At 63.4% G+C, this 22,166-nt stretch carries 20 protein-coding genes and 1 pseudogene; 14 read left to right on the top strand and 7 right to left on the bottom strand.

Annotated features, from left to right (window positions below; translation table 11 throughout):
• Positions 1 to 227: pseudogene (locus ACR0NB_RS13230) on the bottom strand (hypothetical protein); the annotation flags it as partial.
• Between the two features lie 53 nt (positions 228 to 280).
• A complete protein-coding gene (locus ACR0NB_RS13225) occupies positions 281 to 1,072 on the bottom strand; it encodes a uroporphyrinogen-III synthase (RefSeq protein WP_480775912.1) in 792 nt (263 codons plus the stop codon).
• Between the two features lie 19 nt (positions 1,073 to 1,091).
• On the opposite strand from ACR0NB_RS13225, the gene tsaD reads away from it, so the two are divergent.
• Genes tsaD through ACR0NB_RS13205 form a run of 4 tightly spaced genes read left to right on the top strand, consistent with a single transcriptional unit; the run spans position 1,092 to position 3,841 of the window.
• A complete protein-coding gene (tsaD, locus tag ACR0NB_RS13220; RefSeq protein WP_480775911.1) occupies positions 1,092 to 2,189 on the top strand; it encodes a tRNA (adenosine(37)-N6)-threonylcarbamoyltransferase complex transferase subunit TsaD in 1,098 nt (365 codons plus the stop codon).
• Positions 2,186 to 3,148, top strand: a complete 963-nt coding sequence (locus tag ACR0NB_RS13215) for an NAD(P)H-dependent glycerol-3-phosphate dehydrogenase (RefSeq protein WP_480775910.1) — start codon at positions 2,186 to 2,188, stop codon at positions 3,146 to 3,148. The genes tsaD and ACR0NB_RS13215 overlap by 4 nt, the downstream gene beginning before the upstream one ends.
• A gap of 1 nt (position 3,149) precedes the next feature.
• Positions 3,150 to 3,419 carry a YciI family protein gene (locus tag ACR0NB_RS13210; RefSeq protein WP_170405519.1) on the top strand — a complete coding sequence of 90 codons (270 nt, stop codon included), beginning with the start codon at positions 3,150 to 3,152 and terminating at the stop codon, positions 3,417 to 3,419.
• A complete protein-coding gene (locus tag ACR0NB_RS13205; RefSeq protein WP_480636921.1) occupies positions 3,419 to 3,841 on the top strand; it encodes an EVE domain-containing protein in 423 nt (140 codons plus the stop codon). The genes ACR0NB_RS13210 and ACR0NB_RS13205 overlap by 1 nt, the downstream gene beginning before the upstream one ends.
• A gap of 217 nt (positions 3,842 to 4,058) precedes the next feature.
• On the opposite strand, the gene ACR0NB_RS13200 is transcribed toward ACR0NB_RS13205, so the two are convergent.
• A complete protein-coding gene (locus tag ACR0NB_RS13200) occupies positions 4,059 to 4,400 on the bottom strand; it encodes a DUF2853 family protein (protein WP_480775909.1) in 342 nt (113 codons plus the stop codon).
• A gap of 188 nt (positions 4,401 to 4,588) precedes the next feature.
• Between ACR0NB_RS13200 and ACR0NB_RS13195 the strand changes: the two genes are divergently transcribed.
• Positions 4,589 to 5,236: a DUF899 family protein gene (locus tag ACR0NB_RS13195; protein WP_170340633.1), complete on the top strand. Its 648-nt coding sequence runs from the start codon at positions 4,589 to 4,591 to the stop codon at positions 5,234 to 5,236.
• Between the two features lie 54 nt (positions 5,237 to 5,290).
• Here the strand turns inward: ACR0NB_RS13195 and ahcY are convergent, their stop codons facing one another.
• On the bottom strand, positions 5,291 to 6,679 hold the full coding sequence (gene ahcY, locus ACR0NB_RS13190; protein WP_480775908.1) for an adenosylhomocysteinase: 1,389 nt from the start codon (positions 6,677 to 6,679) through the stop codon (positions 5,291 to 5,293).
• Between the two features lie 99 nt (positions 6,680 to 6,778).
• Entirely contained in the window at positions 6,779 to 7,093 is a 315-nt protein-coding gene (locus ACR0NB_RS13185) for a hypothetical protein (RefSeq protein WP_170361060.1), read from the bottom strand.
• Positions 7,094 to 7,297: 204 nt separating this feature from the next.
• On the opposite strand from ACR0NB_RS13185, the gene ACR0NB_RS13180 reads away from it, so the two are divergent.
• The gene (locus ACR0NB_RS13180) at positions 7,298 to 7,891 is read left to right on the top strand and encodes an HD domain-containing protein (RefSeq protein ID WP_170368976.1); all 594 of its coding nucleotides are present in this window, start codon (positions 7,298 to 7,300) and stop codon (positions 7,889 to 7,891) included.
• Positions 7,892 to 8,185: 294 nt separating this feature from the next.
• Positions 8,186 to 9,259, top strand: a complete 1,074-nt coding sequence (locus tag ACR0NB_RS13175; RefSeq protein ID WP_480775907.1) for an alpha/beta hydrolase — start codon at positions 8,186 to 8,188, stop codon at positions 9,257 to 9,259.
• Between the two features lie 50 nt (positions 9,260 to 9,309).
• On the opposite strand, the gene ACR0NB_RS13170 is transcribed toward ACR0NB_RS13175, so the two are convergent.
• On the bottom strand, positions 9,310 to 9,864 hold the full coding sequence (locus tag ACR0NB_RS13170) for an ActR/PrrA/RegA family redox response regulator transcription factor (RefSeq protein WP_170368977.1): 555 nt from the start codon (positions 9,862 to 9,864) through the stop codon (positions 9,310 to 9,312).
• Positions 9,865 to 9,944: 80 nt separating this feature from the next.
• Positions 9,945 to 10,571: an SCO family protein gene (locus ACR0NB_RS13165; protein ID WP_170340640.1), complete on the bottom strand. Its 627-nt coding sequence runs from the start codon at positions 10,569 to 10,571 to the stop codon at positions 9,945 to 9,947.
• Between the two features lie 90 nt (positions 10,572 to 10,661).
• Here ACR0NB_RS13165 and regB point away from each other — a divergent pair, with 90 nt between their 5' ends.
• From regB to addA, 7 genes are all read left to right on the top strand, one after another.
• Positions 10,662 to 12,059, top strand: a complete 1,398-nt coding sequence (regB, locus tag ACR0NB_RS13160; protein WP_093963869.1) for a sensor histidine kinase RegB — start codon at positions 10,662 to 10,664, stop codon at positions 12,057 to 12,059.
• A gap of 66 nt (positions 12,060 to 12,125) precedes the next feature.
• Positions 12,126 to 13,634: a PAS-domain containing protein gene (locus ACR0NB_RS13155; protein WP_480775906.1), complete on the top strand. Its 1,509-nt coding sequence runs from the start codon at positions 12,126 to 12,128 to the stop codon at positions 13,632 to 13,634.
• A 41-nt stretch (positions 13,635 to 13,675) separates the two neighbouring features.
• Positions 13,676 to 14,146, top strand: a complete 471-nt coding sequence (gene tsaE, locus ACR0NB_RS13150) for a tRNA (adenosine(37)-N6)-threonylcarbamoyltransferase complex ATPase subunit type 1 TsaE (RefSeq protein ID WP_170456966.1) — start codon at positions 13,676 to 13,678, stop codon at positions 14,144 to 14,146.
• Positions 14,143 to 15,147: an aminoglycoside phosphotransferase family protein gene (locus ACR0NB_RS13145; RefSeq protein ID WP_480775905.1), complete on the top strand. Its 1,005-nt coding sequence runs from the start codon at positions 14,143 to 14,145 to the stop codon at positions 15,145 to 15,147. Before tsaE ends, ACR0NB_RS13145 begins: the two co-directional genes overlap by 4 nt.
• The gene (locus tag ACR0NB_RS13140; RefSeq protein WP_170391400.1) at positions 15,144 to 15,830 is read left to right on the top strand and encodes a nucleotidyltransferase family protein; all 687 of its coding nucleotides are present in this window, start codon (positions 15,144 to 15,146) and stop codon (positions 15,828 to 15,830) included. Before ACR0NB_RS13145 ends, ACR0NB_RS13140 begins: the two co-directional genes overlap by 4 nt.
• Positions 15,823 to 18,750, top strand: coding sequence for a double-strand break repair protein AddB (addB, locus tag ACR0NB_RS13135; RefSeq protein WP_480775904.1), 2,928 nt, complete (start codon positions 15,823 to 15,825; stop codon positions 18,748 to 18,750). The genes ACR0NB_RS13140 and addB overlap by 8 nt, the downstream gene beginning before the upstream one ends.
• Positions 18,747 to 22,106 carry a double-strand break repair helicase AddA gene (gene addA / locus ACR0NB_RS13130; protein WP_480775903.1) on the top strand — a complete coding sequence of 1,120 codons (3,360 nt, stop codon included), beginning with the start codon at positions 18,747 to 18,749 and terminating at the stop codon, positions 22,104 to 22,106. Before addB ends, addA begins: the two co-directional genes overlap by 4 nt.
• The last annotated feature ends 60 nt before the right edge of the window (positions 22,107 to 22,166 follow it).

Genomic DNA, 22,166 nt, shown 5'->3' with positions numbered 1-22,166 from the left:
GCTTCGGCTTCGGCTTCGGCTTCGGCTTCGGCTTCGGCTTCGGCTTCGGCTTCGGCTTCGGCTTCGGCTTCGGCTTCGGCTTCGGCTTCGGCTTCGGAAGGGCTTTGTTCAACCCGATCTTCCGGGTCAAGCGAGTAGGCGTCAGTCTTGGCGTCGACCGCTTCGGGCACCTCCTCGACCTTGGGGTCGTCGGCCGGTTTCTGGTCTGTGTCTTTCTTGGCAGCCACCGTCACTTCCCCCTGTCGATTCCCATAAAACCTGACGCGCAGACGCGTCCAAGTTAATCCGCGCCCATCGCACCCTCAAGCCGGATCGCGTATTTAACGAGTTTTTTCACGGCTTTCCGCATTTTCTTGGGGGTCGGGCGTTTGGCAATCCGCAAACGGGCAATCGCCAAGTTTTCAAGGGGCTCGGCGGTCGGTCCGCTCATCGCTGCGACCAAAAGCGGTGCCGGTCCGGGCCAAAGTTCGGCAAATTGTCGCGCGGTCCGCGGCGAGAACAAGGGCGCAATCACCGGGTCCGAACCAGCCGCAGCCGCCTGGGCCTCGGGCGTCAAAGGCAGCAGCTGCTGGCGATAGACCGGCTGTTCCCGCACGGTCAGCCCCAGTTCGGTCAGCCGGGCCGCGATGTTTCCCCGGCTGTGTTCGCCGCGCAGATGCAGCAGCGGGCTGTCCGGGCGCTCTTTGAGCAGTTTGGCCACCAGCTCCTCGGCGGTTTCGCCGGCCATCCGGGCCTCCCACCCCGCCTGGCGGGCCGTTTCGGTGGTGGCCGGCCCCACGCAATAGGCGGGCAGATCCCGGCGCACATCCTGCGCCGCGGCGGCCGCCACGCCATTGGCCGAGGTGAAGATCAGGCCCCGAATTCCAGTCGTGTCCACCGCCTGTTCCATCGGTTGGATATCCAGCAGCGGGGAATAGACCACCTGAACCCGCGACCGCAAACGTTCGGGCAGCTGCGCCACGAACCTTTCCGAGGCGGCGCGGGGGCGGGTCATCAACAGGTACACGGGCGGGCGTTCGGGCCTTGAGGATTGTTTGCTGCGGCGCAGGGTGATACCCCGCGACCAGATCATGATGCAATGGTTCAGGCCGATGGTGCAAACACTTACCGTTCTGGGATTGGAAAGCAGCTGCGACGACACGGCGGCGGCCGTGGTGCGGCAGACCGAGGGCGAACCGGCGCAGGTTCTGTCTTCGGTCGTGCATGGCCAGACGGAGCTGCACAGCGCCTTCGGCGGCGTGGTGCCCGAGATCGCGGCCCGCGCGCATGCCGAAAAGCTGGATGTCTGCGTGCAGCAGGCGTTGGAGCAGGCGGGCCTGACGCTGCAGGATATGGACGCCGTGGCCGTGACCGCCGGGCCGGGGCTGATCGGCGGGGTCATGTCGGGGGTGATGTGCGCCAAGGGGATCAGCGCGGCCACAGGTCTGCCGCTGATCGGCGTCAACCACCTGGCCGGCCACGCGCTGACCCCGCGGCTGACGGACGGGATCGCCTTTCCCTACCTGATGCTGCTGGTGTCCGGCGGGCATTGCCAATACCTGATCGCCCACGGCCCCGAGCAATTCACCCGGCTGGGCGGCACCATCGACGACGCCCCGGGCGAGGCCTTCGACAAGACCGCGCGCCTGCTGGGCCTGCCCCAGCCCGGTGGCCCCTCGGTCGAGGCCGAGGCGCGCGAGGGCGACCCCAAACGCTTTCGCTTCCCGCGGCCGCTGCTGGACCGGCCCGGATGCGATCTGTCCTTTTCCGGTCTCAAGACCGCCTTGATGCGGATGCGCGACCAGATTGTGGCCGAAAAAGGCGGACTGACGCGTCAGGACCGCGCCGATCTGTGCGCCGGGTTCCAGCAGGCGGTTGTGGATACGCTGGCCGAAAAGACCCGCCGCGCCATCGCCCTGTATCTTGAAACCAACCCGGCCGAGCCGGTCATCACCGTGGCCGGGGGCGTTGCGGCCAACACAGCCATTCGGTCTGCGTTAGAGTCTGTTTCCGCGGATGTCGGCGCGCGGTTTACCGCCCCTCCGCTGCACCTGTGCACCGACAATGCGGCGATGATCGCCTATGCGGGATTGGAACGATTCCGGCTGGGCGCGCGTGACGGGCTGGACCTGACCGCCCGTCCCCGCTGGCCGCTGGACCAGACTAGCCCGGCCATGCTGGGCGGCGGGCGCAAGGGGGCCAAGGCATGAGCGTCTCGGTCCTTGGGTCGGGCGCCTTCGGAACCGCGCTGGCGATCTCACTGGCGGGCAAGGGTCCGGTCACCTTGTGGGCCCGGTCGGGCGAACGGGCGCAGACGATGCAGGCGACCCGCCGCAATAATGCCCGCCTTCCGGGTGTCACCCTGCCCGACGCCATCACGGTGACCGCTGAAATCACGCTGGCCTGTCAGAGCGACGTGGTGTTGTTGGCTGTGCCCATGCAAAAGCTGCGCGATGTCCTGTCGGACCATGCGGCGGACTTGCAGGGTCGCACCCTTGTGGCCTGTTGCAAGGGTATCGAGCTATCCACCGGCCTCGGTCCGATTGCCGTGATCGAACAGGTGCTGCCCAGCGCCCGCACTGCATTGCTGACCGGGCCCAGCTTTGCCGATGACATCGCGCGCGGGTTGCCCACGGCGCTGACCCTGGCCTGCGGCGACGCAAAGCTCGGCGCCCGGTTGCAACAGGCGCTGACCACCGCCAACCTGCGGCTCTACCGGACCACCGACGTGACCGGGGCCGAGTTGGGCGGGGCGCTGAAGAACGTGATGGCCAACGCCTGCGGGGCCTGCATCGGCGCGGGTCTGGGGGACAGCGCCCGCGCGGCCCTGATGACCCGCGGCTTTGCCGAGATGCAGCGCTTTGCCGCGATGCGCGGCGCCCGGCCCGAGACCCTGATGGGCCTGTCGGGTCTGGGCGATCTGGTCCTGACCTGCTCGTCCGACCTGTCGCGCAACTTCCGGTTCGGCCTGTCGCTGGGCCGCAACGAGACCTTTGACGCCGCGACCACCGTCGAAGGCGTGGCCACGGCAAATGCAATGGCCGCCATCGCCGCGGCCGAGGGGCTGGACATGCCCATCTGCCAGACGGTGGCGCAGCTCAGCCGTGGCGCCTACAGTGTCGCCGAGGCCCTGCAATCCCTGCTCAATCGCCCACTCAAGGAGGAATGACATGCTTATCGCCCTGATCGCCCGGGACAAGGACGGCGCGCTGCAGACCCGGCTGGACAACCGCGCCGCGCACTTGGCCTATATCGAAGAAACCGGCGTGGTCGCGCAGGCCGGGCCGCTTCTGGACGGCGATGCCATGATCGGGTCGCTGGTCATTCTGGATGTCGCGGACCTGGCCGCCGCACAGGCCTGGGCCGACAACGACCCCTATGCCAAGGCCGGTCTGTTCAAATCGGTCGAACTGATCCCGTGGAAAAAGGTCATCGGCTGATGGCGTATTGGCTGTTCAAATCCGAACCCTCTACCTGGAGCTGGGACCAGCAGGTCGCCAAGGGCGACACTGGCGAGGAATGGGACGGGGTGCGCAACTATCAGGCCCGCAATTTCATGCGGCAGATGAAGCTGGGCGACCGGGGGTTTTTCTATCATTCGCAGAAGGACAAGGCGATCGTCGGCATCGTCGAGGTCTGCGCCGAGGCCCACCCCGACAGCACCACCGACGACGACCGGTGGGACTGCGTGGACATCAAGGCGGTGCGCCCCTTCGCAAAACCGGTCACGCTGGACCAGATCAAGGCCGATCCACGGCTGGCCGATATGGTGCTGGTCAAGAACTCGCGCCTGTCTGTGCAGCCCGTCTCGGATGCTGAATGGGCGGTGATCTGCGAACTGGGCGAGACCCAGACGGATTGAGAAAAAGGGAAGGCCCTGACGATGCAGAACCTTCCCTACCCCGCGTGCTCCCTACTCACCACACGCAAAGAAATCTCTGGTTCTGACCGTCCTGGTCACGAGGCGAATGTAGCCTAACGCGCGGCTGTTTTTCAAACGTGAAATCAATAGATTATGATTCAAATGCAAAACGCCCGCCGAACCAGTCGGGCGGGCGTTTCCGAATGTCGCGGCGGAATCAGCCGTAGACCGACTCTTTGCCGAAATGCTTGGTCAGCATGTAATAGACCACTGCGCGGTATTTGTTGCGCTCAGACATGCCATAGGTCTCCATGACCTTGTTGATCGCTGCCATCAGCTCGGGGCCATCCGACAGGCCCAGTTTCTTGATCAGAAAGTTGTTTTTGACGGTCTCCAGCTCACCTTCCTGGCTGGCGGCGACGGTCGCGGCATCCGCGTCATAGATGGCCGGGCCGCATCCAATGGTAACCTTGGTCAGCAGGTCAATGTCCGGCGTCATACCGCATTTGTTCTTCAGATCATCCGCGTATTTGGCGATCAACTCGTCACGTTTTCCCATTGTCCTCTCCTGTGTGGGTTGGGTTCCGGCCTTTGCGGCGCTGGCTGAACGGTAACGGCTGACAGCTTTTCAACAAAGGGAAAAATCCGACGGTTTCCCCCCAAGGCAGGGATACGCGCACCTTCGGGTTGATCATTGTTTCAGTTTTATTTAACATTTTAGTTAATCTTTGAGTCGAGGAGACTGCCATGACCATCGCCCTACCGAACGAAAGCGCCGAATACCGAACCGCCCGAAATGCTCTGTTGGCCGCCGAAGCCGATCTGCGTGCGCGGGTCGAGGAAGTGGCCGCGCTGCGCCGGACCTTGCCCAAGGGCGGCCAAATCCCGCAGGATTACGCTTTTCGGGACCTCGGGGGCAAAATTGCCCCGATTTCAAGCCTGTTCGGTGATCATGACACTCTGGTCGTGTATTCGCTGATGTTTGGCCCCAAGGCGCAGGACCCCTGCCCCATGTGCTCGGCCTTTCTGGACGGGCTGACCGGGCAGGTCGCACATCTGACCCGAAAAACCGCCTTTGCGGTCGTGGCGCAGAATACACCGGATGCCTTGGCTGCGCTGAGCCGGCGCATGGGCTGGCAGGATCTGCCGCTGTATTCCGCGTTGGATACAACGTACCAGCAAGACTATCTGGCCGAGACCGAGGACGGAAACCAGTTGCCGATTCTGAACGTGTTTCAACGCGATGCGGATGGCATTCACCATTTCTGGAGCTCCGAGCTGTTCTTTCAGCCCAGCGACTGGCATCCACGCCATGTCGATGCTGCCTGGCCCCTATGGAACATTCTGGACCTGACGCCGCAGGGGCGCGGCGATTTCGTGCCGCCGCTCCGATGAGCGCAACAAAAAAGGCGGCCCAAATGGCCGCCTTCTCCGCGTATTTCTGACGGATCAATACCGGTAATGCTCGGGCTTGAACGGGCCTTCGGGCGTAACGCCGATGTAATCCGCCTGTTCCTTGTCCAGCTTGGTCAGCTTGACGCCGATCCGGTCCAGATGCAGGCGTGCAACCTTCTCGTCCAGGTGCTTGGGCAGGATATAGACCTTGTTCTCGTACTGGTCGCCTTTGGTGAACAGTTCGATCTGGGCCAGAACCTGATTGGTGAACGAGGCCGACATCACGAAGGACGGGTGTCCGGTGGCATTGCCCAGGTTCAACAGACGGCCTTCGGACAGCAGGATGATGCGGTTGCCCGAGGGCATCTCGATCATGTCCACCTGGTCCTTGATGTTGGTCCATTTGTGGTTTTTCAGGCTGGCCACCTGAATCTCGTTGTCGAAATGGCCGATATTTCCGACGATGGCCATGTCCTTCATCTCGCGCATGTGCTCGATGCGGATCACGTCCTTGTTGCCGGTGGTGGTGATGAAGATGTCGGCGGTCGAAACCACGTCTTCCAGCAGAACCACCTCGAACCCGTCCATGGCGGCCTGCAGGGCGCAGATCGGGTCGACCTCGGTCACCTTCACGCGGGCGCCCGCGCCGCGCAGCGAGGCGGCCGAGCCCTTGCCCACGTCGCCATAACCGCAGACCACGGCAACCTTGCCGGCCATCATCGTGTCAGTGGCGCGGCGGATACCGTCGACCAGCGATTCCTTGCAGCCGTACTTGTTGTCGAACTTCGACTTGGTGACGCTGTCATTCACGTTGATCGCCGGGAACGGCAGTTGGCCGTCCTTGACCAGCTGATACAGGCGGTTGACGCCGGTGGTGGTTTCCTCGGACACGCCCTTGATCTGATCGCGTACCTTGGTGAACCAGCCCGGGCTGGCGGCCATCCGCTTCTTGATCTGCGCCTTGATGACTTCTTCCTCTTCCGAGGACGGGACGGGGATGATGTCCTCGCCCGCTTCGGCGCGCGCGCCCAGCAGGATGTACAGCGTGGCGTCGCCGCCATCATCCAGGATCATGTTCGGGCCGTCTTCGAACAGGAAAGACTTGTCGAGATAGTCCCAATGCTCTTCCAGAGTCTGGCCCTTGATGGCAAAGACAGGAATGCCCGCCTCGGCGATGGCCGCTGCCGCATGGTCCTGGGTCGAGAAGATGTTGCACGACGCCCAGCGCACATCCGCGCCCAGCGCGACCAGTGTTTCGATCAGCACGGCAGTCTGGATCGTCATGTGCAACGACCCGACGATGCGCGCCCCTTTCAGCGGCTTGTTGTCGCCGTATTCCGAACGCAGAGCCATAAGGCCCGGCATTTCGGTTTCCGCGATATCCAATTCCTTGCGGCCGAACCCGGCCAGTGAAATGTCTTTGACGATGTAGTCGCCAGCCATCAGATGCTCCATTCCGATCAACAACGGTTTGGGCAGCCCCTAACACCGTTGGGGAAAAGTGGCAATGTGGGTGGCAGTGGACCGCGAGCGGCGCTCAGTTCAACTGGGCGTCCCCTCGGCTTGAATCTTTGGGATCGCTTCAAAGAAATCGGTGCCGGCGGCGACAATGCAGCTGATGCCGTTGGCGTGGGTCACCAGAACGGTATAGGTCCCGCTTTCGCGTGAGGCCCATACCTCCATGACCGTTTGTCCGCCTCGCGAGTTCTGCAAGCCGCCAAAGGCAAGCTCCTCTGAATAGGATTGCTGCAGTTTGGCGATCACATCTCCGCGCAAGGCACAGTTCTGTGCCAATGCAGGCGGCGCTGCCGCAGCCATTCCAAAGACAAGTGCCAGTCCGAATACACGCTTGAACATGACAGGCTCCTTTCGGTTGGGTTTCAATCCGAGAGGGGCACACTGGGAGGAGCGCGTGCCCCCCTCAGTCTTCATGTCGTGATCACAAGGTGCCGGTTCAAAGCACGATTGCTCAAGAAATTGTTGGCAGCCAGTGATCAGGATGGCTTAAGCATAGCACAAAACCGGGTCTCGGGCACGGTGGGCAACATGGGGCATGGCAGAATGGCAACACAACCTAGGGCATGGCAACGGATGCTGTCGGGCCGCAGGCTGGACCTGCTGGACCCGACGCCGGTGGATATCGAGATCGAGGATATCGCCCATGGGCTGGCATTCGTGGCCCGCTGGAACGGCCAGACGGCGGGTGATTTCGCCTATTCCGTGGCCGAGCATTCCCTGCTGGTCGAAGAGCTGTTCGGCCGGATCGCCCCCAAGGCGCCGGTGAAATGGCGGCTGGCGGCGCTGCTGCACGATGCGCCGGAATATGTGATCGGCGACATGATCTCGCCGGTGAAGGCCGCGGTCGGCCCGGGCTACGGCGCGCTGGACGACCGGCTGGCGGCGGCGATCCACATCCGCTTTGGCCTGCCCGCGGCGGTGCCGAAAACGGTGAAACGTCAGATCAAGAAGGCCGACAAAATCAGCGCGTGGATGGAGGCCACCCAGATCGCGGGATTTTCCGAGGCCGAGGCGACCAAGTTCTTTGGCCGACCGGACGCGGCGGTGATGGAGGGGTTGCAGATCACACTCAGGCCACCGGTTGATGTGCGGCAGGCATATACGGCGCGCCATGCGGAGCTGCTGGCGGAGCTTTGAAACTCGAATGGCAACGGAATCTTGCTTGCCCCCAGCCGCATATTTGCCTTTGCGGCGCCCACGCAGTCCGTGTGTCTAAACTCCGAAGAACGGCCTCATTTACTCAATATCGTACCGCAGAGAAGACACTGCTTGAGCCAAAAAGAGCGGCTCCGGCGTTCGTCGGTTGACAGAAGAACGACACCGTCAGTCTAATGAGGCGCAACCGAGCCGAGTGATCGTCGTTGTATGAAACGCCTCAGAATTGGAACTTCGGATCTACCGCGCGCATTCCGGCTTCTGTGTTTATCCACGATGATGTTGCTGGGAGCGGCTTCGTGCGGCCGCCCGCCGGAATTGGTAGGGATCGATAATCCAAGACTTCCTGCATCTGAGGTAAAAGAGGCCAAGCGCCAAACAGTCTTCATTGCCACGACGCGTCAAGCGTCCGGTGCAGAAGGGGTCTTCTTTTCCGGTGACCGCGGTGAGGGTTTGGGCTTGGCTTCAGTAGTCGTCACCATCCCGCCAATTCACAAAGCAGGGAAAATTGAAAGAGCCAGCTCTCTGCCACCTATTGCCTCAAAGCACTTCACCATAGTTGAACCAAAAGTCTATGTTTCGGAAGCCGCCTTTGTTTCTGAAATTGACAATCAGTTACTGAACCTCAGCGTTTCCGACAGAAACGTTCTGGTCTTTGTGCACGGCTACAACACGACCCTGAGCGATGCCATCCTTAGATTGGCACAGTTTGTCGAGGATACCGAGTATGACGGGATCCCCGTATTGATGTCATGGGCGTCTGCTGCAGAGACTCTGAAATACGTCTACGATATCAACAGCGCCCTCGCTGCCAGATCAGACTTTTTGAAAGCCGGTGAGATCATTTCGCGATCACAGGCTCAACAATTTGACATACTCGCGTTTTCGATGGGAGCGTTCCTTACGATGGAAGCCATCTCACAAGCCGAAATTGCTGGCGAGTTTAATCCCAACAAAAAAATTCGAAACATAATTCTGGCGGCACCCGATATCGATTTGGCGGTATTCGAAAGCCAGCTCTCAACTATCACCCACGACAATCAGAAAATCTTTGTTCTCGTATCCTCGGACGACGGAGCCTTGAGTTTTTCGAAGTTCATTTCTGGCGGAGTCGACCGTGTTGGCGCGGCCGATGCCGCCGAACTCGCAAGGTCAGGAGTCACCGTTATTGATCTCAGCCAAGTACAGGACTCTCAAAGCACAAGTCACTCGAAATTTGCTTCGTCCCCTGAGGTGGTTCGAATTGCTGGTGAAGCGATCCGCACAAGCAGACGGGCCGGCAGGCGTTCCACTACAGAACTTCAGGACCTTATTGGCGAAGGTTCAGTGGAAGTTGTAGGCGAACCTTAATTTCTTGATTTCCCAAGCCTGTTGCCAGAATAGTGCCGATCGGCAAAAAGCTACCGCGGGCTGCGTTTCGCCAGAATCCGCTGCAAGGTCCGGCGGTGCATGTTCAGACGCCGCGCTGTTTCCGAGACGTTTCGGTCACACAGCTCGTAAACCCGCTGGATGTGCTCCCACCGCACGCGGTCGGCGCTCATGGGGTTTTCGGGGGGCGGGGGCAGTTCGTCGCCCTTGGCCAGCAGCGCGTTGGTGATGTCGGTGGCGTCGGCAGGTTTCGACAGATAGTCGGTGGCGCCGATTTTCACCGCCGCCACGGCAGTCGCAATTGCACCGTATCCGGTCAGAACCACGACCCGGCTGTCGGGGCGCTTTTCCCGCAGCACCTCGACCACGTCCAGCCCGTTGCCGTCCTCGAGCCGCAGGTCCACCACGGCAAAGGCAGGCGGGCGGGCGGTGGCGATCGCGCGTCCGGCGGCGACGGAACCGGCGGTTTCCACCTCGAACCCGCGCTTTTCCATCGCTCTGGCGAGACGTCTCAGAAACGGCTCGTCATCATCCACCAGAAGCAGGGATTTGTCGGGGCCGATGTCAAGCTGAGCAATGTCTGCCATGGTGTGGTCTTTCTGCTATTTCATGCCGGTAGGCTTTGAGATGAGTATTAGCAGCGCCACACCAAAGGTCAAACCGACGGTTACTCTGCCGCCTGGTCCACAAAGCAGGCAACGGTGTCGGCCATCTGCTCGGCCGTCGCGTCGCGTTTGAAAAACTCAAGGAACCCGTCCTGCGGCGTAACGAGGTAGGTAAATGTCGAATGGTCGACCAGGTAGTACTCGTCGCTCTTGTCCTGGGCCTTGTAATAGGTCTTGTAGGCCTGGCTCGCGGCCTTGACCTGTTCCGGCGTGCCGGTGAGGCCAATCATCTTTTCATGCAGGTTGTAGGCAAAATCCCCCACGACGTCGGGGGTGTCCCGGTCTGGGTCCACCGAGATGAAGATCGGAGTGACCGAATAACCGCGCTCGGTCAGCAGGTCGACGGCCTCGGCATTGCGGGTGGTGTCCAGCGGACAGACATCGGGGCAGAAGGTATAACCGAAATAGATCAGCGAGGGCTCGGTGATCACGTCCTTGTCGGTCACGGTTTCACCCTTGGAGTTGATCAACTCGAACGGGCCGCCGATGGTTGCGGTACCGCCTGCAATCTGGCTGGACCGGCACTGCGCAAACTTGTCGTCCGAACCGCCGCCGCGCGTCATCAGCCACATGGCGCCCAGGCCCACGGCCAGCACGACGGTTGCAAGAATGGCATAAAGGCGGGTCATGGCGAAATTCCTGACACATGGGGTTGTTGATCGGTTCGGCCGGGACACCTATCAAGTTGACCAGCGGACGCAACAGGACATAATCGCCCGATGACGGATTCCAACACCAGCCTCTGGCGCGGACAGGAACGCAGCAGCTGGATCCGGCTGCGCACGCTGATCCTGCTGCGGTGGGTGGCAATCATCGGCCAGATCACGGCCATCACCGTGGCCCAGCAGACCTATCACGTCCAGCTGGAGCTTGGGCTGTGCTACCTTGCCATCGGTGTTTCGGTCATGGGCAACCTGACCGCCATCCTGCTGTTCCCGCAGAACAAGCGCCTGTCGGAATTCGAAAACTTCCTCATGGTGATGTTCGACCTGCTGCAGCTGGCTTTCCTGCTGTATCTCACAGGCGGTCTGAACAACCCGTTTGCCCTGCTGTTGCTGGGCCCCGTGACGATCGCGGCCAACGTCATGAGCACCCGGTCGACCCTGATCATCGGGGGCGCCGCAATCGTGCTGGCGACGCTTCTGGCCCAGTTTCACCTGCCGCTGCGCACCGATCTTGGCCTTGTTCTGGACATCCCCGATATCCTGCTGTTCGGCAACTGGGCCGCGATCGTGATCGCGATCGTATTCATCGGCGCCTACTCGCACCGCATCAGCGCCGAGGTTCAGTCGATGTCCGAGGCGCTGGCCGCCACCCATATGGCCCTGGCGCGCGAGCAGAAGCTGACCGACCTCGGCGGCGTTGTCGCCGCCGCCGCGCACGAGTTGGGGACGCCACTGGCCACCATCAAGCTGACCAGCTCGGAACTGATCGAAGAGTTGGACGACCGCCCGGACCTGAAAGAAGACGCCGCCCTGATCCGCGAGCAGGCCGACCGCTGCCGCGACATCCTGCGCGACATGGGTCGGGCCGGCAAAGATGACCTGCACCTGCGCCAGGCACCTTTGTCCGCCGTGATCCACGAGGCGGCCGAGCCCCATATACACAGGGGCAAACAGGTGCATTTTGACGAAGGCCCCGGGCCTGACGGGGATGTCCAGCAGCCCTCAATCCTGCGCAAGCCCGAGATCATTCATGGCCTGCGAAACCTGATCCAGAACGCCGTGGACTTTGCCCGCGCACAAGTCTGGGTCGAGGCCGAATGGACGCCGGACCGGATCACCGTCAGCATCATGGATGACGGGCGCGGTTATCCGTCACACATCATCGGCCGTATCGGTGACCCGTTCATGCGCCGCAGACGCGCCGAAAGCGATCTGCGCACACGCCCCGAATACGAGGGTATGGGGTTGGGCCTATTCATCGCAAAAACGCTCTTGGAGCGCAGCGGCGCCGAACTGAAATTTGCAAATGGGTCAGACCCTTACCAGGCGGTGACGGACCAGGCCGAGCGACGCGGCGCAATCGTGCTGGTGACATGGCCGCGCAAGCTGATCGATGCGCAGACCGGCGACAACCCGGTTCCGTCGGGCGTGAACGAACGGTTTCAGGTCTGAGTTAAGACACCGTTAACTATTTCAGCGCAAAGTCGGGTCCGGTTTGTTTTTGGGGTAGGCGGCACTGTGGCCGACTGGATCATACTTGCGGCGATCAGCCTGGTTTCGTCGGGCTTTGCCCTGCAGTGGCTCATGCCGCGCCGTCCGCGGCGTGGTGACAATTTTGGTTTGTCTGCGCCGGCTTCGTTGTTGGATGCGGTGTTTTTGTTCAACGGAAGCCGCCTGATCAGCCACTCCGACATCGCCCTGTCCGGGTTCGAGGCGGTGAATGACTGGGATGATCTCAGGCGCCTGCTCCAGCGCGACTTTCCGGCCTTCCCCGAGACTTACGAAACCGTCAGCCAGCAAGGCAATATCGTGGTTTCGGCCATAGATTGTACGGTCGAGCGCGAGGTTCGGTGTGAATGGATCGACGGCATCGTCCGGGTGCAGTTGCGTGATCTGACCGGCATCACCGAACCGACAAGGAGGGATCCGAACGATCCGATCCGCCTCGCCATGGATCGCGCGCCCTACCCCGTGTGGCTTCTGGATCATGCCAACAAGGTTAGATGGTGCAACGCCGCCTATGTCGCGCTGGCCCGCAAGGCGCGCGGGCAGGACACGGATCTGACCCAACCCATGTTCCCTGAACTGACTGAAGACGCGCGGCCCGGCAAGAAGACCCGCGTGTCAATTCCGGTGAAGGACAGCAGCAGCAAGCTGTGGTTTGATCTGACGCGTGTGGCGCTGGACGAAGGTCACCTGCATTACGCGGTCGACGTAAACGCCATTGTCGAGGCCGAGACCGCCCAGCGCAAATTCGTCCAGACGATGACGAAAACCTTTGCGCAGCTGTCGATCGGCCTGGCAATCTTTGATCGAAACCGCCAGTTGGCGCTGTTCAACCCCGCCTTGATCGACCTGACCGCATTGCCGCCCGACTTCCTGAGTTGCCGGCCGAATATCTCAAGCTTCTTTGACCGCCTTCGGGATCAGCACATGATGCCCGAACCCAAGAACTACCGCAGTTGGCGCCGGCAGATGAACGATCTTCTGGAAGCGGCCGAGGACGGAAATTATCAGGAAACCTGGTCACTGCCGTCGGGCTCAGTCTATTCGGTCAGCGGTCGCCCCCATCCCGACGGCGCCGTCGCCTTCCTGTTTGAGGACATTACGGCCGAGATCACCCTGACCCGCCGGTTCCGGTCCGAGATGGACCTTATGCAGTCAATCCTCGACAAGCTTGCGGACGCGGTCGCCGTTTTTGCCGATGACGGGACACTGGCTTTCACCAACTACGCCTACCAGCTGCTGTGGGGAGACTCGGACGAGGTCGGCTTTGAACCAGCCACGGTTCTGGACGTCACGCGCCAGTGGCAGTCGCAATGCCAGGCCAATCCAATTCTGGGTGACATTCGGGACTTTGTCGAAATGCGCAACAACCGGGCCGAGTGGAGCTCGGATCTGTACAAGCGCGACGGCACCCGGCTCTTGTGTACGGTCAGCCCGATCCAGAACGGCGCAACCATCGTCCGGTTCACGGTCGAACACGCGCTTGGAGAAACGCCGGATATGTTGCAGATCACCGCCTGAACCGGGTTGCAGAGGGTTCGGCCCCCGTTCATTGTGGCGCCATGAATTCGCCCGCTTCGATCACTCTGACATCACCGGAAGAAACCGCCGATCTGGCCAGCCGCCTGTCCGCCCATTTGGCGCCCGGCGACGTTATTTTGCTGGACGGCCCAATCGGCAGTGGCAAAACCCATTTTGCACGCAGTCTGATCCAATCGGCCCTGCCTGTGCCCGAAGATGTGCCATCGCCCACATTCACGCTGGTTCAGGTTTACGATGGTGAAGCCGGCGAAATCTGGCACTCCGATCTGTACCGGCTTACCTCGGTGGATGAGATCGAGGAATTGGGCCTGACCGGGGCCTTTGATACGGCGATCTGCCTTGTGGAATGGCCTGACAAGCTGGGTCCGCTACAACCGGCCTCGGCCCTGTTGGTGCAGTTTTATGCCGACCCCGCTGCCGAAGAAACCAGACACCTGACCCTGACGTGGTCCGACCCCAAGTGGACCGAAAAACTGAAGAGGATCGCATGACCAACCGCGCAGTTCTGGCCGAGGCGCTGATCGCACAGACCCCTTGGGCCAAAGCCTCTCGCGCGCCGCTGGCCGGAGACGCCTCGAACCGCCGGTATGAACGCCTGACCGACCCGGATACCGGGCGGACCGCCGTTTTGATGGACGCGCCCCCGGACAAGGGGGAAGACGTGGAACCGTTTGTCAGGGTGGCAGAATACCTGCGGTCCGTCGGTCTGAGCGCGCCCGAGATTCTGACCGAGGACGCCGAGAACGGGTTCCTCCTGCTGGAGGATTTCGGCGACGATCTGCTTGCCCGCCTGATCGAGAGACAACCGGAGGTCGAGCGTGAATTGTACGAGGCCGCAACCGACGTGCTGGTCCATCTGCACTCTGGGCCCCTGCCCTCGTTGGACAGCTATGACCCGTCCCTCATGGCGGAATTGTCGGCCCTTGCCTTCACCAAATATACCCAAGGGATACAAGGCGCCTATGACGTAGACGCCCACGATCGTTTTCAGCATCGGTTCGCCGACATATTGCTGCAGGAAACCTCGGGCACGCGGGTGGTGACCCTAAGGGACTACCATGCCGAGAACCTGATCTGGCTGCCTGAGCGCGACGGGGTTCGCCGGGTCGGCCTGCTGGATTTTCAAAGCGCAATGCTGTGCCATCCCGCCTATGACCTGATGTCGTTGCTGCAGGATGTCCGCCGCACTGTCCCGGCCGCAATCGAGATGAGCATGGTCAACCGCTACATCACGGCAACAGGTGTGGATGACCACGATTTCCGCACGGCGTACAGTGTCCTCGGCGCCCAACGCAACCTGCGGATACTGGGTGGATTTGCCCGCCTTGCCACCGACTATGGCAAACCGCATTACGTGGATCTTATCCCGTCGGCCTGGGCTCATCTGATGCGCGATCTCGAGCATCCGGCGCTGGTCTCGGTCGCGGATCTGGTTCGGCAGGCGCTGCCATCCCCAACGCCCGAAAACCTTGCAAGGCTGAGGGCCGGATGACCGATACACCCGAGGCCATCATGCTGTTTGCCGCCGGTTTCGGCACCCGCATGGGCGCGTTGACCCGCACCCGACCCAAGCCGCTGATCCCGGTGGCCGGACGGCCGCTGATCGACCATGCGCTGGACCTGACGGATGCGCTAAGGCCGCGCCGGGTGGTCGCGAACCTGCATTACCTGGCTGATCAGCTGACAGATCATTTGGCGCCACGTGGTGTCCTGCTTTCACACGAACAGCCGGACATCCTGGAAACCGGCGGCGGATTGCGCGCGGCCCTGCCGCTGCTGGGTCCGGGGCCGGTTTTTACGATGAACACCGATGCGATCTGGTCCGGGCCCAACCCTTTGGAGTTGCTGAAGGCGGCTTGGGATCCGGCGCGGATGGACGCTCTGTTGATCTGCGTGCCGATCGCACAGACGATCGGACATGCAGGCCTCGGAGATTTCAGGATCGACCCCCAAGGCCGGCTTGAACGCGGGCCGGGTCACGTCTATGGCGGCATTCAGATCCTGAAGACCGACGGTCTGGCGGACATTCCGGAAAAAGCGTTCTCGCTCAATATCTTGTGGGACCGGATGCACCGCGATGGCCGGCTGTACGGTCTGCAGTATCCCGGGCGCTGGTGCGATGTGGGCCGGCCCGAAGGCATCGCCCTGGCCGAGGAGATGCTGGCCGATGTTTAACCCCAGCGCCACCCCCCGGGTCTTTGCGGTGCCGCCCGGTGCGGATTTTCCGCAGGCACTGGTGCGTGGGCTGCGGGCGCGCTGCGACGGCCACCCGCCCGAGGCACTGGCCCGCGTGCAACTGGTGCTGAACACCCGCCGCATGGCCCGCCGCGTGCGCGAGCTGTTCGATCAGGGTCCGCCCTGCCTGTTGCCCCGCATTTCGCTGGTGACCGATCTGGGCGAAAGCGTCGATCTGGATCAGGTACCGCCCGCCGTGCCGCCCTTGCGTCGCCGGCTGGAACTGACGCAACTGGTGGCGCGACTTCTGGACCAGCAACCGGACCTGGCCGCACGGTCCTCGCTGTTCGACCTGTCCGACAGCCTCGCCGCCCTGATCGAAGAGATGCAGGGCGAAGGCGTCCCGCCCGAGGCAATCCGGCAGCTGGACGTGACCGACCTGTCGGGCCATTGGGCACGGGCGCAGGCCTTCATCGGCATCGCCGACCAGTTCCTGAAGACCGAGGATGGCAGCCTGGACGTGCAGGCCCGCCAACGCCGCGTGGTCGAGAACCTGATCGCCCGCTGGCAGGACGCGCCGCCGCAACACCCGGTGATCCTGGCCGGGTCCACCGGCTCGCGCGGGACCACGCTGATGCTGATGCAGGCGGTGGCGCGGCTACCGCAGGGGGCGCTGATCCTGCCGGGGTACGATTTCGACCAGCCCGCCCATGTCTGGGAGCGGCTGGATTCGGCAATGACCTCGGAGGACCACCCGCAATACCGGTTCCGCAAGCTGATGACCGAACTGGGGATCGGGCCGGCCCAGATTGCAGCCTGGACCCCGGACCAGCCCCCCTCGCCCGCGCGCAACCGTCTGGTTTCATTGGCATTGCGCCCGGCCCCGATCACCGATGCCTGGATGAGCGAAGGCCCGCAGCTGCGCGATCTGGATGCCGCGACTCGCAACATCACCTTGGTCGAGGCGCAATCGCCGCGGGCCGAGGCGCTGGCCATCGCCCTGCGCCTGCGGCAGGCGGCCGAGACCGGCCAGACCGCCGCCCTGATCACCCCCGACCGGATGCTGACCCGCCAGGTCAGCGCTGCGCTGGATCGCTGGAACATCCTGCCCGATGACAGCGCCGGCCTGCCGCTGCAACTGTCGCCACCGGGCCGGTTCCTGCGCCATGTGGCCGGGCTGTTCGCGCGCCGTCTGGATGCCGAGGCACTGCTGACCCTGCTGAAACACCCTTTGTGTCACAGCGCCGGCGACCGCGGCGCGCATCTGTTGCACAGCCGCGATCTGGAACTGCACCTGCGCCGCAACGGCCCGCCCTTCCCCGACAGCGCCAGCCTGACCGGCTTTGCCGTGGAAAAAGACGTGCCCGATGCGTGGGTTCGGTGGCTGATCCGCAATTTCTGCGACCAGCAGATCAGCGGCACCCTGCCCCTGACCGACTGGGTGCAGCGTCTGCGCGATCTGGCCGAGGCGATTGCCGGTGCCGGAACCGACGACGCGGGCGAGTTGTGGGACAAGAACGCAGGCCAAGCGGCGCTGGCGGTAATCTCGGGCCTGGCGGACGAGGCCGAGCATGGCGGCAAGGTGACGGCGCTGGATTTCGCCGATCTGCTGGGTGCGCTGCTGGCCGGGCAAGAGGTCCGCGACCGCGATGCCCCCCACCCGCGGATCATGATCTGGGGCACGCTCGAAGCGCGCGTGCAGGGTGCCGACCTGCTGATCCTGGGCGGGTTGAACGAAGGCAGCTGGCCCGAGGCTCCCGCGCCAGACCCCTGGCTGAACCGCCAGATGCGCGACCGTGCCGGCCTGCTGCTGCCGGAACGACGCATCGGCCTGTCGGCCCATGATTTCCAGCAGGCCATCGGCACGCCCGAGGTCTGGCTGACCCGCGCGGTCCGTTCGGATGATGCCGAAACCGTTCCGTCACGCTGGCTGAACCGATTGACCAACCTGTTGCAGGGCCTGCCGGATCAGGGCGGCCGCGCGGCGCTGGAACAGATGCGCGACCGGGGCAAGACATGGCTGCGCTGGTCCGAGATGCTGGAACAGGCGCCCCGGATCGCCGCCGCACCGCGCCCCTCGCCGCGCCCGCCGGTGGCCGCGCGCCCGCGCCGCCTGTCGGTGACCGAGATCAAGCGGCTGATCCGCGACCCCTATGCGATCTATGCCAAGCACGTTCTGCGCCTGAAACCGCTGGACGCGCTGGTACAGGCGCCCGACGCCCTGCTGCGCGGCATCGTGATCCACGAGATCCTGGAACATTTCGTCAAGGACAGCGTGCTGGACGGCGCGCTGCTGACCCGCGACAATTTCCTGAAACGGGCCGAGGCGTTGCTGGATGAGCATGTCGCCTGGCCCACCGCCCGGAAACTTTGGCTGGCGCGGCTCGAGCGGATCGCCGACGACTTTCTGCGCGCCGAGGTCAGCCGCCGCAGCGACGGCGGCCCGATCGCGTTCGAGACCAAGATGCGCCTGACGCTGGAACCGCTTGGGTTCACCCTGAATGGCCGCGCCGACCGGATCGACCGCAACAGCCGCGGCGCCCTGACCATCATCGACTACAAGACCGGAACGCCGCCCTCGGAATCGCAGCAGGCCAAGTTCGACAAACAGCTGCTGATCGAGGCCGCGATGGCCGAGCAGGGCGGGATCGACGGATTTGACCCAATGGCCGTGGCCAGCGCCGTTTTCATCGGTATGGGCGGCACCTACAAAGAGGTCTCGGCACCCTTGGACAAAGAGCCGCCCGACAAGGTTCTGGCCGAGCTGACAGAGCTGATTTCAACCTATTTAGAGCCTTATCAGGGGTTCTCCTCGCGCCGGATGATGCACAAGGACAGCGACGTGGGCGATTATGACCACCTGGCGCGGTTCGGCGAATGGGACCGCACCGCCGAAACCAGGCCCGAGGATCTGACATGACCCCGCGCGACGAAGCGACCGAACGGCAGGTTCAGGCAGCGCGGCCCGATGCGTCGACCTGGCTGGCCGCCAATGCGGGCTCGGGCAAGACCCGGGTTCTGACCGACCGCGTGGCGCGGCTGCTGCTGGACGGGGTTCAGCCGCAGCACATCCTGTGCCTGACCTACACCAAGGCCGCCGCCAGCGAGATGCAGAACCGCCTGTTCAAACGGCTGGGCGAGTGGGCGATGCTGGACGACGCGGCATTGCTGCGGCAACTGACCGAACTGGGCGTCGAAGGGGTGATCGACCCCGACCGCCTGGCCCGTGCCCGCACCCTGTTCGCGCGCGCCATCGAAACGCCGGGCGGGCTGAAGATCCAGACGATCCACTCGTTCTGCGCCTCGCTGCTGCGGCGGTTCCCGCTCGAGGCCGGGGTCAGCCCGCAGTTTTCCGAGATGGAAGACCGCGCCGCGGCCCTGCTGCGCGAGGAAATCGTCGAGGATTTCGCCGAAGGCCCGCAGGCGCGCCTGATCGAGGACGTGGCCCGCCACATCACCGATACCGGCTTTGACAAGCTAACCGCCGCGATCGCCCAGAAGCGCACCCTGTTCACGCCCGCGCTGCAATGGCCCGACCTGCTGGCCCGTTTTGGCCTGCCCGAGGGGTTCGACGAGGACGCGCTGTTGGCGCAGGTGTTTCTGGGCGGCGAGGTCGAGCTGATCCGGTCGATCCTTCCGGCGCTGGCGGGCGGCGGCAAGACCGACGCCAAGGCGGCCGAGAAACTGTCGGGCTTCACCGAACCCGCCTTGGGTCAGTTGCCGGTGCTGGAGGACGTGTTTCTGACCGGAAAATCCGCCAAAGAGCCCTTTACCGCCAAGATCGGCAACTTTCCCACCAAGGCGCTGCGCGAAGGGGTTCTGGCGGGGCAGATGGATTCGCTTGAGTCGCTGATGCGCCGGGTCGAGGCCGCGCGGGAAGGGCGCCTGGCGCTGGCAGCAGCCCGCAAATCCATGGTGCTGCACCGCTTCGCGGCGGCATTCCTGCCGGAATACGAGCGCCGCAAACAACTGCGCGGCTGGTTGGATTTCGACGACCTGATCCTGCGCGCGCGCCTGCTGCTGAACGATCCGGCGGTGGCCGCTTGGGTGCTGTACCGGCTGGATGGCGGCATCGACCACATCCTGGTGGACGAGGCGCAGGACACCAGCCCCGATCAATGGGATGTGGTCGAGAAACTGGCGCAGGAATTCACCAGCGGCGAGGGCGCACGGTCCGAGGTCGAGCGGACGATCTTCGTGGTCGGCGACAAGAAACAGTCGATCTATTCCTTCCAGGGGGCCGACCCGCAGGCCTTTGACCGTATGCAGGCCGAGTTCGGGCGGAAACTGCAGGAATCAGGCTCTAAACTGTGGGATTGGACGCTGGAATACTCGTTCCGTTCCTCCAGCGCCATCCTGTCGCTGGTCGATATCCTGTTCGAAAACCGCGCCGAGGCGGGGTTTCAGAAAGAATCTCAGCACCGCGCCTTCAAGGCCGATCTGCCGGGCCGGGTCGATCTGTGGCCTGTAGTGGAAAAGGTCGAGGACGCGGACGAGGGCGACTGGACCGACCCGGTCGATCGGCCCGCGGCGCAGCACCACACGGTGATCCTGGCCAACCAAATCGCCGCGCGCATCAAGGCCATGATCGACGCCGGCGAAACCATCCCTGAAGACGGCCCTACGCGCGGCACATTCGTGCGCCGCAAGGTGCGGCCGGGGGATTTCCTGATCCTGGTACAGCGCCGCTCGGACCTGTTCGCCGAGATCATCCGCGCCTGCAAGGCCCAAGGTTTGCCGATCGCAGGGGCCGACAGGCTGAAGGTGGGCGCGGAACTGGCGGTCAAGGATCTGGCCGCGCTGCTGAGCTTTCTCGCCACGCCCGAGGATGACCTGTCGCTGGCCACGGTGCTGAAATCGCCGCTGTTCGGTTGGTCCGAGCAGATGCTGTTCGACCTCGCTCATCGCCGGCAGGAAAAGTACCTGTGGGCGGCGCTGCGCCAACGAGCCGGGGATTTTCCCGAAACGCTGGCCGTGTTGAACGATCTGCGCGGGCAGGTGGACTTTCTGCGCCCCTACGACCTGATCGAACGGGTGCTGACCCGCCATGACGGCCGCCGCAAGCTGTTGGGTCGTCTGGGCGCCGAGGCCGAGGACGGCATCAACGCGCTGCTGTCGCAGGCGTTGGCCTATGAGCGGTCGGACATTCCCAGCCTGACCGGTTTCCTGGTCTGGATGCAGACCGACGACCTTGAGATCAAGCGCCAGATGACCGGCGTGGGCAACATGATCCGGGTGATGACGGTGCATGGCTCGAAAGGGCTGGAGGCGCCGATCGTGATCCTGCCGGACACAGGCAAGCGGCAGCCGCCCCGCGATGCCGAGATCATGGTCGCCGACGGAACGCCGCTGTGGAAGGTGCCCGCCGTCTTGTCGCCCGGCCTCATCGCCCGCGCCCGCGAAGACGCGCGCCAACGCGAGGAAAACGAGCGGCTGCGTTTGCTGTACGTCGCGCTGACCCGGGCCGAGAAATGGCTGATCGTGGCGGCTGCCGGCGATCTGGGTCGGGACGGGTCCAGCTGGTACCAACTGGTCGAAGAGGCGATGGGCCGGGCAGGGGCCGCCGAGATCCCCGGCACCGGTATCCACCGTCTGGCGCATGGCGATTGGGAGGGTCTCCAGCTGGACCATCGCGCGACCCCGGAACCGGTGCAGGACACCCTGCCGGACCTGTTCCACCGGCCCGCGCCCGAGCCGATGCCCGATGCTGAGACGCTCAGCCCGTCCGATCTGGGCGGGGCCAAAGCCCTGCCGGGCGAGACCGGGCTTGAGGAAGAGGCCGCCAAGCTGCGCGGCACCCGCCTGCACCTGCTGCTCGAACATTTGGCCCAGGCGCCGCGCGACCGGTGGGATCAGCTCTGCGCCCGGCTTCTGCCCGATATGCAGGACGGTGACCGCCGCGACCTTCTGGCCGAGGCGTCGGGCGTGCTGACCGCACCGGACCTTACCCCCGTCTTTGCCCCGGACGCGCTGGCTGAGGTGCCGGTCTCGGCCACTCTGGACGGTCGCCGGATCCACGGGGTGATCGACCGGTTGATCGTGACGGATGACGTGGTGCAAGTCATTGATTTCAAATCAAACGCCACGGTTCCCGATCGGGCCGAGACCTGCCCCGAGGGCCTGTTGCGCCAGATGGGCGCCTATTCCGCCGCGCTGTCGCAGATCTATCCCGACCGCGAGATCCGCACCGCGATCCTGTGGACCCGGACGGCGCGCCTGATGTGGCTGCCACACGATCTTGTGACAGATGCGCTGGTGCGGGCCCAGATATCTTGACCTCCCCAATGGGCGCACCTACGTTCGACTCCCAACCGCATGTCATTCAGGAGACAGAAT

It is taken from the genome of Ruegeria sp. CG3, assembly GCF_056537205.1.
Note: the sequence above shows the minus strand (reverse complement) of the source record. Positions and strands in the feature narration are given on the sequence as shown.

Excerpts from the sequence above, each read along its gene's own strand:
- ACR0NB_RS13195 (WP_170340633.1), top strand. The coding sequence starts at position 4,589 with ATGACCATCGCCCTACCGAACGAAAGCGCCGAATACCGAACCGCCCGA.
- regB (WP_093963869.1), top strand. The coding sequence starts at position 10,662 with ATGACGGATTCCAACACCAGCCTCTGGCGCGGACAGGAACGCAGCAGC.
- addB (WP_480775904.1), top strand. The coding sequence starts at position 15,823 with ATGTTTAACCCCAGCGCCACCCCCCGGGTCTTTGCGGTGCCGCCCGGT.
- ACR0NB_RS13215 (WP_480775910.1), top strand. The coding sequence starts at position 2,186 with ATGAGCGTCTCGGTCCTTGGGTCGGGCGCCTTCGGAACCGCGCTGGCG.
- addA (WP_480775903.1), top strand. The coding sequence starts at position 18,747 with ATGACCCCGCGCGACGAAGCGACCGAACGGCAGGTTCAGGCAGCGCGG.
- ACR0NB_RS13170 (WP_170368977.1), bottom strand. The coding sequence starts at position 9,864 with ATGGCAGACATTGCTCAGCTTGACATCGGCCCCGACAAATCCCTGCTT.
- ACR0NB_RS13180 (WP_170368976.1), top strand. The coding sequence starts at position 7,298 with ATGGCAACACAACCTAGGGCATGGCAACGGATGCTGTCGGGCCGCAGG.
- tsaE (WP_170456966.1), top strand. The coding sequence starts at position 13,676 with ATGAATTCGCCCGCTTCGATCACTCTGACATCACCGGAAGAAACCGCC.
- ACR0NB_RS13200 (WP_480775909.1), bottom strand. The coding sequence starts at position 4,400 with ATGGGAAAACGTGACGAGTTGATCGCCAAATACGCGGATGATCTGAAG.
- ACR0NB_RS13140 (WP_170391400.1), top strand. The coding sequence starts at position 15,144 with ATGACCGATACACCCGAGGCCATCATGCTGTTTGCCGCCGGTTTCGGC.
- ACR0NB_RS13205 (WP_480636921.1), top strand. The coding sequence starts at position 3,419 with ATGGCGTATTGGCTGTTCAAATCCGAACCCTCTACCTGGAGCTGGGAC.
- ACR0NB_RS13175 (WP_480775907.1), top strand. The coding sequence starts at position 8,186 with ATGATGTTGCTGGGAGCGGCTTCGTGCGGCCGCCCGCCGGAATTGGTA.
- tsaD (WP_480775911.1), top strand. The coding sequence starts at position 1,092 with ATGGTGCAAACACTTACCGTTCTGGGATTGGAAAGCAGCTGCGACGAC.
- ACR0NB_RS13210 (WP_170405519.1), top strand. The coding sequence starts at position 3,150 with ATGCTTATCGCCCTGATCGCCCGGGACAAGGACGGCGCGCTGCAGACC.
- ACR0NB_RS13185 (WP_170361060.1), bottom strand. The coding sequence starts at position 7,093 with ATGTTCAAGCGTGTATTCGGACTGGCACTTGTCTTTGGAATGGCTGCG.
- ACR0NB_RS13165 (WP_170340640.1), bottom strand. The coding sequence starts at position 10,571 with ATGACCCGCCTTTATGCCATTCTTGCAACCGTCGTGCTGGCCGTGGGC.
- ACR0NB_RS13145 (WP_480775905.1), top strand. The coding sequence starts at position 14,143 with ATGACCAACCGCGCAGTTCTGGCCGAGGCGCTGATCGCACAGACCCCT.
- ahcY (WP_480775908.1), bottom strand. The coding sequence starts at position 6,679 with ATGGCTGGCGACTACATCGTCAAAGACATTTCACTGGCCGGGTTCGGC.
- ACR0NB_RS13225 (WP_480775912.1), bottom strand. The coding sequence starts at position 1,072 with ATGATCTGGTCGCGGGGTATCACCCTGCGCCGCAGCAAACAATCCTCA.